At 30.7% G+C, this 13,944-nt stretch carries 11 protein-coding genes and 1 tRNA gene; 8 read left to right on the top strand and 4 right to left on the bottom strand.

Features of this window, described 5'->3' with window-relative positions; genetic code table 11:
- Positions 1-108: 108 nt before the first annotated feature.
- Both KGNDJEFE_RS09205 and KGNDJEFE_RS09200 read left to right on the top strand, forming a co-directional pair.
- Complete coding sequence (locus KGNDJEFE_RS09205; protein ID WP_006440886.1) at positions 109-990, top strand: hypothetical protein; 882 nt, start codon at positions 109-111, stop codon at positions 988-990.
- A 383-nt stretch (positions 991-1,373) separates the two neighbouring features.
- Positions 1,374-4,670 carry a cell wall-binding repeat-containing protein gene (locus KGNDJEFE_RS09200; RefSeq protein WP_006440887.1) on the top strand — a complete coding sequence of 1,099 codons (3,297 nt, stop codon included), beginning with the start codon at positions 1,374-1,376 and terminating at the stop codon, positions 4,668-4,670.
- A gap of 289 nt (positions 4,671-4,959) precedes the next feature.
- On the opposite strand, the gene KGNDJEFE_RS09195 is transcribed toward KGNDJEFE_RS09200, so the two are convergent.
- Positions 4,960-6,033 (bottom strand): FAD:protein FMN transferase, encoded by a 1,074-nt coding sequence (locus KGNDJEFE_RS09195; protein WP_006440888.1) that lies wholly within the window; start codon positions 6,031-6,033, stop codon positions 4,960-4,962.
- 190 nt (positions 6,034-6,223) lie between these two features.
- On the opposite strand from KGNDJEFE_RS09195, the gene KGNDJEFE_RS09190 reads away from it, so the two are divergent.
- From KGNDJEFE_RS09190 to KGNDJEFE_RS09175, 4 genes are all read left to right on the top strand, one after another.
- Entirely contained in the window at positions 6,224-6,595 is a 372-nt protein-coding gene (locus KGNDJEFE_RS09190; protein WP_006440889.1) for a NusG domain II-containing protein, read from the top strand.
- Positions 6,596-6,631: 36 nt separating this feature from the next.
- Positions 6,632-7,375 (top strand): uracil-DNA glycosylase, encoded by a 744-nt coding sequence (locus KGNDJEFE_RS09185; protein WP_006440890.1) that lies wholly within the window; start codon positions 6,632-6,634, stop codon positions 7,373-7,375.
- Positions 7,376-7,461: 86 nt separating this feature from the next.
- A tRNA-Sec gene (locus KGNDJEFE_RS09180) sits at positions 7,462-7,558 on the top strand.
- Between the two features lie 76 nt (positions 7,559-7,634).
- Positions 7,635-8,342, top strand: coding sequence for a tRNA threonylcarbamoyladenosine dehydratase (locus tag KGNDJEFE_RS09175; protein WP_006440891.1), 708 nt, complete (start codon positions 7,635-7,637; stop codon positions 8,340-8,342).
- Between the two features lie 60 nt (positions 8,343-8,402).
- Here KGNDJEFE_RS09175 and KGNDJEFE_RS09170 read toward each other — a convergent pair whose 3' ends face one another.
- Together KGNDJEFE_RS09170 and KGNDJEFE_RS09165 are read right to left on the bottom strand one after the other, a co-directional pair.
- The gene (locus KGNDJEFE_RS09170) at positions 8,403-9,998 is read right to left on the bottom strand and encodes a potassium/proton antiporter (RefSeq protein WP_006440892.1); all 1,596 of its coding nucleotides are present in this window, start codon (positions 9,996-9,998) and stop codon (positions 8,403-8,405) included.
- A gap of 124 nt (positions 9,999-10,122) precedes the next feature.
- Positions 10,123-10,965, bottom strand: a complete 843-nt coding sequence (locus KGNDJEFE_RS09165; RefSeq protein WP_006440893.1) for a ComEC/Rec2 family competence protein — start codon at positions 10,963-10,965, stop codon at positions 10,123-10,125.
- A 236-nt stretch (positions 10,966-11,201) separates the two neighbouring features.
- Here KGNDJEFE_RS09165 and KGNDJEFE_RS09160 point away from each other — a divergent pair, with 236 nt between their 5' ends.
- Both KGNDJEFE_RS09160 and KGNDJEFE_RS09155 read left to right on the top strand, forming a co-directional pair.
- The gene (locus tag KGNDJEFE_RS09160) at positions 11,202-12,101 is read left to right on the top strand and encodes a DUF2156 domain-containing protein (protein WP_040410696.1); all 900 of its coding nucleotides are present in this window, start codon (positions 11,202-11,204) and stop codon (positions 12,099-12,101) included.
- A 9-nt stretch (positions 12,102-12,110) separates the two neighbouring features.
- Positions 12,111-13,313, top strand: coding sequence for a GNAT family N-acetyltransferase (locus KGNDJEFE_RS09155; RefSeq protein ID WP_006440895.1), 1,203 nt, complete (start codon positions 12,111-12,113; stop codon positions 13,311-13,313).
- Positions 13,314-13,381: 68 nt separating this feature from the next.
- Here the strand turns inward: KGNDJEFE_RS09155 and KGNDJEFE_RS09150 are convergent, their stop codons facing one another.
- Entirely contained in the window at positions 13,382-13,927 is a 546-nt protein-coding gene (locus KGNDJEFE_RS09150) for a biotin transporter BioY (RefSeq protein ID WP_006440896.1), read from the bottom strand.
- Between the last annotated feature and the right edge of the window lie 17 nt (positions 13,928-13,944).

The raw sequence follows: 13,944 nt of genomic DNA, 5'->3' as shown, positions 1-13,944 counted from the left end.
AAAACGTTGAAATTTCAATTACGAAAAAAAGTGTCAATTTTTAGTAATTCTTGTATATACAAAAGTGATAGGGTAAATTATATTAATCAAAAGTGAGGGAAGATATTTATGAGAGAATTTTTAATGGACGAGCATCCAATGATAGTTGAAAGAAGTCTTGCTAGAATTATCGGGGTAAATGAAGCTATAGTTATACAGCAGATTCATTATTGGCTTGTAAAGAATAAGGAAAATAATATTAATTTCAAAGAAGGAAGATATTGGACATTTAATAGTATGCAGAAATGGCATGATGATGTATTTGATTTTTGGAGTGAGAGTACACTTAGAAGAATTTTTACGCCTCTAGAGAAAAAAGGACTATTAATTGTTGGGAATTTTAACAAAATGGGATTTGATAGAACTAAATGGTATAGCATAGACTACGACAAGTTAAATGAAATTGCTGATGAACAAATGAAAAATATCAACTTAACTAAATGCAGTTGCTCAGATGTGAAAGATGAATTTAATCAGGTTGAGCAGAGCAATACCAATAACTACACAAATAATACTAAATGTATTACACAACCACTACCTAATGGTATAGGTGTGTGCAAAGTGAAAAAAGAAGACGAGATGTTAAAGGAATTTTTGGAAAATGAATATACCGAGGAGTATGCTAGAAGGATTAATGAGATTCTCAAACTCAAAGGAAAGGATTCTAGTTATCTACAGGAAAAAATTAAAATAACAAAGATCAAGAATCCAAGGAGTAAGTGTGGATATTTATATAATGCAGTGAAATATAACTACATAGAAAATATTGATAAATTGACAGGGGATTTTTGTGGAGAAGGTAATGATTTTAAATATGGGAATTCTTTTAAAAATAATTGCTATGGAAGTAAGAATAAATTTAAAAACTTTGAAGATACAGTTAGCAAGTATACAAAAGAGGAACTAGATGAACGTGTTAGAGCTTTTAATATTAAAAAATATGGAGAGTAATTTTTAATAAATGGGGGTATAGTTGGATATAAAACTGTATTAAAAATAGAGAATAATTAAAAAATAAGAAAAAGTTTAAAATAGAATAAATTGTGTGTTAAATACAAAAAAATAGTGTATAATATTGGTAGAATTAATTATTAGGAAAGGATTGACTGAAATATGTTATTGTTACTAAAATCTAGACAGACAGACAGACAGACAGACAGACAGACAGACAGACAGACACTATAAGTCTATTCTTTTCTATGAAAAAAATGAATATAAACTTGTTTATAAATGCAGAATAATCTAAAGGGATTACTCTGCATTTTTTTATACAAAAAACAATCTAAACCCAGTAGAATTGTTTTTAAGAAAAATAAATTTTGGAGGATGAAATTATGAAAACACCAAAGCATTTAGCTACAGTAATGGCGATAACTATGGTAGCTGGAAGTGTAGCACCAGTAATGGCAGCTACAACAAGCAGCGAAACAATAATAGGAAATGACAGACATGAAACAGCAGTAAAAATAAGTAAAGATGGATGGTCAAGTGCAGAAACTGTAATACTTGTAAACAGTTCAGCAATACCAGATGCTTTAACAGCAACTCCTCTTGCGCATGCTAAAAAAGCTCCAATACTTTTAACAGGTAAAGATGGACTAAATAAAGCAACTGCTAATGAAATAAAAAGATTAGGCGCAAAAAATGTAATAATGATAGGTGGAGATGCAGTTCTTTCAGCTAAAGTTGAAAAAGATCTTAAAGCTCTAAATCTAAAAGTTGACAGAATAAAAGGTGAAACAAGAGAAGAAACTGCTCTTGCAATAGCTAAAAGATTAGATGGAATAAAAGATGTATCTGAAATAGCAGTAGTAAATGGTACAACAGGACTTGCAGATGCAGTATCTGTTGCAGCTGCAGCAGCTGAAAAAGGTATGCCAATACTTCTTGCAAATCCTAAAAAAGGATTATCAGCAGCTGAAAAATTTATAAAAGATGAAGCAATAAAAGCGTCATTCATAATAGGTGGAACAACAGCGCTACCAGAAAAATTAGTATCTAGTTTACCAGGAAAACAGAGAATAGAAGGATCAAACAGAAATGATACTAATGCAAAAGTTATAGAAAAATTCTATGGAGATAAAGAATTAGACAACCTATACTTAGCAAAAGACGGTAGAGATGGAGATACTCAGTTAATAGATGCATTAGCAGTTGGAGCGCTTGCAGCTAAAAATGGAGCTCCAGTATTAATAGCTTCTAAAAAATTAAGCGAAAAACAGATAGATGTAATAAATACTAAGAAAATAGACACAATAACTCAGGTTGGTGGAAAAGGTAACGAAGGTGCATTCAACCAGTTAAAAGATATAGAAGAAACAGATGTTTACGAAGTAGGAACAGTTGAAGAATTAAAAGAAGCTTTAGAAAAAGCAAATGCTAACGACAAAATAGTATTAAAACCAAATGCAACAATAACAGAAGATATAATAATAAATACAGATAAAAACGTAGATATAAAAGTTGAAGGAACAGTTACAGGTAAAGTAGAAATAACTGCTCCAAATGGAAATGTTACAGATAACTCTACAAGCAAACCAAGTACTGGTGGTGGAACAATAGTAACTCCTCCTGCAGATAATTCTATAAAAGTTGATACTCCAGAAGAATTAAAAGAAGCATTAAAGAATGCTAAGGCAGGAGATGTTATAAAAATAACTGGAAATATAGGCTCAACTTCTTCTTATGGAGTATACAATGTAAAAGCAAATAATGTTACAATTACTTCAAACTCAAAAAATACTGTATACGGCTCATTTGTAGTTACTGGTGAAAAATGTGTTATAAATAATATAACTATAACAAATCAGGGAGACAAACAAGGAGAAAATACTGTAGATCGTAATGGAATTAACGTTGCTTGTAGTGATTTAACAGTAACTAACTGTACTTTTAATAATAATTCTCAAGGTGGTATTACAAATGGATTATCTATATGGCCAACTAGTACTACAGTAAATTATAAAATATCAGGAAATACATTCAATGGATTTAAAGCTAATGATTCAGGATATTCTTCAGTGGCAATAACAATAGCTGGAGGAGTCGCTAAAGAAAATATAACAGGAATAAAAGAAGCTAGTAAATTAGCTAATATGACTGATGCACAGGATAAAGCTATAATAGATGGAAATATATTTGTTGATTGTAAGGGAGATTATTGCCGTGAAGATTGGACAAATGGAAATAAAGTATATTGTAAGTCTATATCTAATGGAGATAACTTATATTTAGAAGGTGCAGCTGATAGTGCTAAATACTATGTAACAAATAATATTGAAAGAAAAAGTAATGCAACAGTAAAAGAAGGAACTACATTAGCAATAGCTTCAGGAAAAACTATGTCATTAGTTGATGGAGCAGAACTAACAGTTAATGGAGAAGTAACAGGAACAATAATTGGTAAAGGTGCAACATCTAAATTAGTGATAGGTGAAAATGGAAAATATGGAAATCTTGGAAAAGGTACATATTTATGGACAAATAATGAATGGGTTAATGAAAAAACAGCTATTGTATCAACTGAAGAAGAATTAAGAACTGCATTAGCAAATAAAGAAAAAACAACTATAAAATTAAATGATAACATTAATATTGAAAAAAGAATACATGTAAAGAGAAGCATCACAATAGATTTAAATAATTATGAGCTAAAATGTACAGAACTATTAAATACAGAAGGAAATCATTCCAATGGAAATCCAATAACTGATAATAATCCTAAATGGGGATATGCTATCCTTATAACTAAGGATAGAGAAGGAGGAGAAAACAGCCAAATAAATGTAAATGTAATCAATGGAAATTTAAAATTTGGAGCTAGTCAGGAAAAACAGCTAAATGTAGGAATTGGAATATTAGGTAGTAATGTAGATTTAACTGTATCTAATGTTAATGTAGACATGGGAGGATTTACATATAAAAATGCACCAGATGTGGCGTTTGGAAGTATGTATGGTATAGCAACTAATGGAACATATAAAAATATAAAAATAGATGTGAAAAATGGAACGAAAATAAATAATACTATATTAGGAATGTATTTACCTTCAGATAAAACTGATGTCACATTAACTAATACTGAAATTAATGCTGGTACAGGAATATCAATAAAAGGTGGTATTTTAAATATAATAGATTCTAAAATAACTGCAACAGATGATTATGGAGCACCTGGGGCTATAGACGACTACATAAATGGCTTAAAAGAAAATAATAGTGGTTCAGAAGCCGCTGGTGAGGCTATATACTTAGAAGGAAATTATCACTGGGATGCGATAGTAAATATAAGTGGAAATAGTGAATTAGAAAGTAAGCATGGATATGCACTAAGAACACACTTCCTTAGAGAACGGGCAACATCAGGAGAGCATAATGGAAAAACATTGAAAAAAGAAATAAATATAAATGGTGCAACTGTGAAAGCTGGAAAAGATAAAGTTATATTTAAAAATCATAAAACATATGAAAGCTTCCCTAATGATGCTATAAATAGCTTAAATTCTATAAAAATAACAGCTGGTAAATATACAGATGATGTAACTAAATATTTAGAATCAGGGTATAAATGCACTGAATTAAATGGTATGTATACAGTTGTAAAAGATGATACAGTATCAACAATAAAATAATAATAATAATTAAAAAGCTGTCACTTTTGTGGCAGCTTTTTCTAAAGATATAATAATTACTATATGATAAAAGGCCATTGCAAATGCAATAGCCTTTTTCTGTATGTGCGATGATATTATTTAATTAAAGTCATGTAAGCCAAATTGGCAAACCGATAAAATATAATATAACAAAATTATATCTAAAAATCAGCCAAACGTAAAGCAAAAAATAAAAAAATACTTTCAAAATCTAAAAAATAAATCAACGAAAATAATTAATTCTGAAAGAATAAAAAATTATCTTCCATTACTTCACAACCTTAAAACTATCATTTAAAATCTCAAACTCATCCTTGAATCCCTTAGTCAAGTAAACCTTCTTATCCTTAGTAACGAAAACAGCTTCAACATTATCTATACTCTCAATCAGTTTCTTACCATCTTCAAGCCCAAGAGCAAATGCAGATGTAGAAAGTGCATCGCAGTTTATAGACTTATCAGAGATGATACTAACACTAAGAAGATTATTATCGAATGGATAGCCATCTGCTGGATTTAGTATGTGATGATACTTCTTGCCGTCTTTTTCAACAAATCTCTCGTAAACACCAGAAGTTACAACAGATTTATTACTCACCTTAACACTTGCGAACGAATCATTTGCGTTTTCGATAGGATTTTTAAGACCTATATTAAAATCACCGATAGTCTTGATATTTCCACCTAAGTTTATTATAGCTTTTTCGACATCACTAGCTTTTAAGTATAGTGCAACTTGGTCTGCTGCAAATCCTTTAGCTATTGCGCCTAAGTCTATTTTCATACCTTTTTTCTTTAAGAAAACAGTATACTCCTTGTCAAAAGTTTCATTTTTTCCGTCACCATCTTGATCAGTTTCTAGCTTAATCTCCTTAGCTTCTACATTCTTGTAGTCTATCAAAGGTAGGAGTGCGTCTATTTCTGATTTTTCAGGAACTCTAGCATCCTTTTTACCTATAGACCAAAGATCGCTGACAGGTCCTATACTTACATCAAAATTGCCATCAGATAATTTAGAGTATTTGATTGCCTCTTTTACAACTTCATATGTTTCAGGCGAGACTTTGACAGGTTTAATACCTGCATTTTTATTTATCTTAGACACGTCGCTACCAGGAATTTCTGTGCTCATAAGGTTGTCGACAACTTTGACAACTTCATCGCATCCGTTAAGTATTTCCATTGCTTTTTTCTGTTTCTTTCCGTATACAGTCACAGTATTTACTGTTCCTAGATAGTAGTTTGTCTGTGAGTAGTTCTCATCCATATTAGGTTTAAATATAAAATATCCTGCAACTAATAATATTATTAGTACAACAATTTGTGGAGTGGATTTTCTCATTTTTAATTCTCCTTATCAAAATTTATAGTCATTTATAGTCGATAATATCAAATTATGATATGATAATTATATCATAATTGATAATAAATTTATTATACAAAAGAAAATAACAGATAGTTTATTAAGATTAAAGATAGAATTTTGTTGGATATTATTATTTGGAAAATTTTTTTGTGGGAAGGAAGTTATTATGAAGAAGAAAGATTTTATTTTGATTGCAGTTGTACTAGTTGCGGTTGCAGCACTTTTTGGATATACAAAGCTTAAGGATGCAAATGAGAAAGCTGCATTTGTAGAAGTTTATAAAGATAACGAGCTTTATAAAGAAATTCCGCTAGATGAGGAAACAGAGTTTACAATAAAGGATGGAGAGCATATAAACAAAGTTAAAGTTCACGACAATGGCGTTGAGGTGATAGAGGCCAATTGTCCAGATAAGGTCTGTGTTAAGACAGGATTTATCACTAAGCCGAGCCAGAGTATAGTTTGCATACCTAATAAACTGAATATAAAGATTGTAGATAATAATTCGAGTGATGATATAGATGCAGTAGTTCAGTAGATATAGGGAAGATATTATTTTGAGAGGAGATTTTTAATGAATACATATAACGAAGAGAGTTTTACTAAAGAAGCGTGGAAAAGTTTGATAAATACAGATTGGAAAGATATACTTAGTGATGAGTTTGATAAACCGTATTTTGATAAGTTAAATGAGTTTTTAAAAGGTGAGTACAAGGAGCATGAGGTATTTCCTAAGAGAGATGATATATTTACAGCATTGAACCATACATCGTTTAAAGATACTAAGATTCTTCTTTTAGGTCAGGATCCATATCACAATGATGGTCAGGCTCATGGGCTTGCGTTTTCAGTTCTTCCGGGAATTAAAACTCCACCATCATTAAAAAATATGTACAAGGAATTAAATGCAGAGTATGGTTGCTTTATCCCAGATAATGGATATCTTATGGACTGGGCAGATCAGGGAGTTCTTCTTTTAAACACAGCACTTACTGTAAGAGCACATGAGGCAAACTCTCATAGTAAAAAAGGATGGGAGAAGTTTACAGATAGAATAATTGAAGTATTAAACGAAAGAGAAGAGCCTGTTATATTTATACTTTGGGGAAATAATGCTAAAAAGAAGGTAAAATTAATAAATACAGACAAACATTATGTGTTAGAAGGCACTCATCCTAGTCCACTTTCTGCAAATAGGGGCTTTTTTGGGTGTGAACATTTTAAGAAAGCAAATGAAATATTAAAAAGTATTGGTAAAACTGAAATCGATTGGCAGATAAATAATTTAAAAGAAGATGAGCAGATAAGTTTAATATAGTTTTTTTCGATTTTTTTATTTATTTTTTGAATAATACTTGCAAAAGTTAATTTTATGTGTTATATTATTACTGTTGAAAAAACCACGGGGGTGGATGGGTGCTGGTGTGCCCTCTAGTCTTCAAAACTAGTATGAGGGGTTAGGAGCCTCTTAGGTGGGTTCAATTCCCACGCACTCCCGCCAATACAGTATATTACGGAACCTGAATGAAGGTTCCTTTTTTTATATATTATAAATATTTACTCGGAGGAATTTTAAAATGATGGATTGGGAAAAGAGAACATCTCTTGTTGTGGGAGATGATGGAATAGAAAAATTAAACAATGCAAGTGTGATAATATTTGGAGTAGGTGGTGTCGGTGGATTTGCAGCTGAAGCAATAGCAAGAGCTGGAGTTGGAAATATTACTATAGTAGACTTTGACGATGTTGATATAACAAATATAAACAGACAGATAATAGCACTTCACTCTACAGTTGGAAAGATGAAAGTAGATGTATTTAAAGAAAGAATAAAAGACATAAATCCAAATGTAAACATAACTGCAATCGCTGAAAAGTACACTCCAGAAAATGGTGAAGAACTGCTAAGCGGTGATTATGATTATGCAATAGATGCAATAGATATGATAACTTCTAAAATACATCTTATAGAAACTTGTACTAAAAAAGGAATCAAAATAATAAGCTCTATGGGAATGGGGAACAAACTAGATCCTACAAAAATAGAACTTACAGACATATACAAAACTAGCATGTGTCCACTTGCTAGAGTAATGAGAAGAGAATTAAAAAACAGAGGAATAAAAAAACTAAAAGTCGTATACTCAACTGAAAAAGCAATAGAGCCAAAAGAAAAAATAATGAACGGAAACAAAATGACTGCAGGAAGTGTATCATTTGTACCATCTGTGGCAGGATTAATAATGGCATCTGCTGTAATAAATGACTTATTAGGAGAAAAATAAAATATAAATATATAAAAAGCTACTAGAATAATACTATTCAAGTAGCTTTTTTATTTACCTTTATTCTTCTGCTGTGGCCATAATCAGTATATCTCCTGGCAGTAGTTTTGTATCTCCAGTAGGAATTATATTTTCTAAATTTCTCTTTATCAAAATAATAAGATAAGGATTCTCTGTAGTTATCTGATGAAGTGGCGTATTTACCCACTTACTTTTCCTATCTATAACAATCTCTCTAAGAGAAAGATGCTTTCTATCCTCAAAAGACCTCGCTGCAAAAACGAGTAAATCACCAACTTCAAGCACAGTATCTCCTTTAGGAACGATAGGTGTGTGATTTCTTACAATCATTGCAATCAATAAATCTCTAGGAAGTCCTAATTTACTTATTTCTAGATTTTTCCACGGGTGATTTTTATCAAGATGAATTTTTATAAAGCTTATATCACTGTCTTCCTGATAGTCATTGAAAGTCTTTCTAACATCGGCATTCTTATCAATCATAGATAATTTATTTGCAACCCAAGGAAGGAGAGTTCCCTGTATAGAAATTGAAAGAATAACTATACAAAATACCAGGTTGAATAAATTGTACTTTGTTTCAACACCACTTAAAACAACGGAAATTGCAAAAACGATAGATGCAACTCCTCTAAGTCCGGACCAAGACACTAAAGCAATCTGTTTAGGAGATGATTTAAATGGAACAAGAAGTACAGATGAAACTAGTGGTCTTGCAACTAATGTAAGGAATAGCATTATCATCAATGAAGGTATCATAACTCTAGGTAAATCTACAGGTGTTACTAAAAGTCCAAGCAGGAAGAATATTATAACCTGTGCGACATCTGTTGAAACATCGAAAAAATGCACCAAATATTTCTTATGTATCAAAGTTGAATTACCTAAAATTATTCCGCATAAATAAACACTTAAATATCCATTACCGTTTAAAGTATATGGCAGTGAAAATGATAGAAGCATTACTGCAAATAAGAAGATAGTTACACTTTCTTGAGATTTAAAAAGGCTAGTTTTAAATAAGTATATAGATAATTTAGCTACTAAAACACCGAATAATACTCCAAATAACATCTGTTGTATAAGTAAAGCTGGAACAGAGATATCCTGTCCTAGCATAATTGCTATTAATGAAGTTGTAAGCATGTATGATATCGGGTCGTTTGATCCAGATTCTATTTCTAAAAGTGAGTCGGTGTTATTTTTTAGGGCTAGATTTCTATAACGAAGTATGTTGAAAACTGATGCAGCATCTGTAGAAGATATTACAGAACCGATTAAAATACTCTCCAACCATGGTAGATGTAATACAAAATGAGAGAACAGCCCTACAGCACCAGCAGTTCCAGCTACACCAACTGTTGAAAGCAACACAGATTGAGCTACAACTGGTTTTGCAGCTTTTAGATTTGTACCAAATCCACCGTAAAACATGATGAAAATTAAACTGACTGAACAAATTATATTGACGAAAGAATAATTATCAAAACTGATTTTAAAAATTCCATTTTCTCCCAAGCACATCCCAAGCAAGATGAAGATGATAAGAGATGGTACAGGAATTTTTTCTAAAAAATCATTTAATAAAATTCTGATTATTATAATTACACTAACTAATAGTACGGCTTTTTCCATAGGCAACCTCCTTTAAGGTTTATTGTATAATTAATGATAACATAAATCAGAATAATTTGAAAATAGAAAAACTTTCATCTTGCTCATCTTTGAAATGATAGAGTAAGTTTTGTATTTATAAATTTTACTCGGCTTTGTATTTTTTCTTTGTAAATATTCCATTCTCGTCACAGTAAAATACAAGTGATCCATTTTTATCAGTTCTATAAACTACAGCTCCATTTTTTCTAAATGTATCGAGAACGCTTCTGTGTGGATGTCCATAGTCATTGTTGTATCCACAAGAGATTGCAACAGCTTCAGGTTTAAGCTTTTCTATAAATTCATCTGTTGATGAGGAAGAGCTACCATGATGACCTGCTTTTAAAAAATCTATATCTGGTAAATTACAAGACGATAATATCTCTGACTCATTTTCTTTTTCAGCATCTCCAGTAAATAAAAACTCATAACCTTTGTAATTTAATAGCGATACAATTGAATTTAGATTATTTTTATCAGTAATTGTAGATGGAGATAAGATTTCCATAGTTGTTGAACTATCTATTTTTAGTCGATCTCCTTTTGTCAGGTATTCTATTTTTAAATTTTTCTCTTTGCAGCTATCTAAAAGATTGTAAAATGCTTCGGAGTCCGTTTTTGCATCTGGCATATAGAAATGAGATATTTTAAATTTATCTATAATATAGTCCATACTTCCTATGTGGTCTGTATCTGGATGAGTGGCGATTAAAACGTCAATTTTTTTTACTCCTCTTCTTTTTAAATATGAGTAAACTGTATGCTCAGCTTCTTCATCACCTGCATCTATAAGAATACGTTTATCCTCGAGTGTCTGTATGAATATACTATCTCCTTGACCAACGTCAATTATATGTACGGAAAATAATTTTTCTCTGGCGCAACCGTTTACATAGATAACTAGTAAAAGAATTGAAAAAATTTTTATAAGTGATTTACTTTTCATTTTTGTACACCTCTGTTAAAATAAATGTTTGGAAAATATAATTTTAGGGTAAAATAAAAATTATAAAATTAATAGTTCTCTCATTTGTATAGTTTACAAATTTTTTTATTTGTAAACGAGATTTGAGAAAAGAGATGAAAACAAAAGATGTGATAATTAAAAATATAAATGTATAAATATAAAATAAATGAAAAAGATATGTTAAGGGGAAAAAAGGAGAGGTTTTTATGAGTAAAATAGAATTTAAAAATTTAGATATAGAATCGTTGGATAGGTTACAGCCATTCTTTGATATGACAGATTATGAAGCTTGTGATTATTGTTTTGCTACAATGTTTATGTGGCGGGATACTTACAAGACAAAATACCATATAGAAGATGATTTTGCGATAGTTTTCGGGGAATATGAAGGGGAGATATTCTCAGTACTACCACTAGCATCAAGAGAAAATGTTAAAAAAGCTATAGACTTTGCAATGAATTACTTTGAAGAAATAGAAAGCAAAGTTTATTTAAGAGGGATAAATAAGGAAATGGTGGACTATGTTCACAGTAATTACGGAGATAAATTTGAATACATAGAAGAAAGAGATTTATTTGACTATATATACGATGCTGAGTCTTTAAGAACATTAGCAGGTAGAAAAAATCAGAAGAAGAGAAATCATATAAACTACTTCTTAAAAGAATATGAAGGAAGATTTGAAAGTAGATTATTAGATATAGCAGATTTCGACGATTGTAGAGCATTACTTGATAGGTGGAAAGTTCAGAAAGAGGACTCAGATGCTGATGTTGACGATGGAGAATATGTAGCAATAGAGAAAATATTTAATAATTATGATAAACTAAGAGATAGAGTAAAAGTTTTTGGAATATATGTTGATGGAGCGTTAGAAGCATTTAGTATAGGTGAAAAATTAAAACCGAATATGGCTCTTATACATATAGAAAAGGCGAATCCAGAGATAAGAGGACTTTATCCATATATAAATCAGAAATTCTTAGTAGACGAATTCCCAGATGTTGAATTTGTAAATAGAGAAGAAGATTTAGGTATAGAAGGACTTAGAAAAGCTAAGCTTTCTTATCATCCTGTTAGATTTGCTGAAAAATATACAGTTAGAGAAAAATAGGAGGATCCAATGGCTGCCAGAATAGCGACTGATAAAGATTACGATCAGATAAGGAAAATATGGACATACTGTTTCAATGAAGGTGAAGAAGTAGAAAACTGCTACTTTGAAAATAAGTATAGAGCTGAAAATACTGTTGTTGCAGAGTTAAATGGAGATGTAGTTGCATCAATTCATTTAAACCAGCACACTATAAAGCTTGGTAACAGAGAAGAAAATGTATCCTATGTTGTAGGTGTATCTACATTACCAGAGGCTAGGGGCAAGGGGATGATGAAATCTTTGATGAATTTATCATTTGAAGAGATGTACAATAGAGGACAGAATGTTTCTATACTGATGCCAATAGATTTTAGGCTTTATAGAAGATTTGGATTTGAAAATTGCTACGATATGATTGAGCATAGAATAAATATAGAGGATTTATCAGCTTTTAGAATAGAAAGAGATTTTAGAAAAGCTAAAGAATCGGATATAGATAATCTTATAGATATTTATAATAAATCTAATAGAAGATTAAATGGATATACTGTAAGAGGTAAGCAGAGATATGAGAATATGTTTAAAGAAGTAGCAGCAGATGGAGGACATATTTATATTTGTTCTGATTGTGGTGTATATGATGGATATGTTATTTATGCTATTAATGAAGGAAAATTCTTTGTTAGAGAAGTGTACTTCAGCAATACAAATGCTTTAAAGTCTATTTTAGCATTTATCTACAACCACAATACACAGTGTGATAAGGTTGTTATAATGGAAGACGTTAGAAATACTATAGGTAATACATTAAAGAATCCTAAGACATCAGAATCGCTTTTAAAACCATTTATGATGGGTAGAGTAGTAAATATAGGCGAATGTTTTAGAAATATGGTAGACTATCTTGAAAATAATTACAATTACTCTGATAAATTAGGCTGTTTTGAAGAGAGTGTTACAATAGCGATAAAAGACGATTATATAAATCAGAATACTGTAAACTATAGATTGAGTTTTGAAGGAAATTTATACAGTTGTGATAAACTTGAATATGATGAAGAAAAATCTGATATTGTCCTTAATATAAATCAGATATCTCAGTTGATATTTGGATATAAGGATATAGATGATGTTTTAGATTTATACGACAAGGAAATAAACGAAGAAAAATTAGATATACTTAGAAAAGTATTTGTTAAAAAGAGAAATCATATAAATGAATACGACTAATAAAAATGGGTTACTACATTAGCTATTATTGATGTAGTAGCCCATTTTTTATATTATCAATTAAATTTTTAGTAAGTTGCTGTATTCACTTTTGAGATGTTTGATATTTTGCTTCCTATTAGGTATGCAGCTGTAAGTTTGATTAAATCCGGTATTATAAATGGAACTACACACATTCCAAGTGTTGCAGCAAGTCCTATTGGACCATTTGCGGCAGAGAATACTTTCATAAACCAAATTGTTCCAAGTGAATAACATGCTACAAGACCTATTATTGCAGATATTATAAATGAAACTTTATTTTTTCCAAAGAATTTTTCAAATCCCCACATTATTAGTGCAGTAGCTAAAAATCCTATTATATACCCACCTGTTGGCCCCATTAAAGCAGCTAATCCACTTTTGAATCCAGCAAATACTGGCAATCCTATTGCGCCTAATCCAAGATATATTAATAGTGATATTGTACCAAGTTTTCCACCAAGTACTGCAATTGCTAAGTATATTCCAAATGTTTGTAGAGTAAATGGCACTGCAGTTGGTATAGATATCCAAGAGCAGATAGCTATTATTACAGCACAAAGTGATACGTATACTAATTCTTTTGTTTTCATAAATTTATACCTCTTTT

The organism is Peptacetobacter hiranonis, assembly GCF_008151785.1.
Taxonomy (GTDB): Bacteria; Bacillota; Clostridia; order Peptostreptococcales; family Peptostreptococcaceae; genus Peptacetobacter; species Peptacetobacter hiranonis.
Note: the sequence above shows the minus strand (reverse complement) of the source record. Positions and strands in the feature narration are given on the sequence as shown.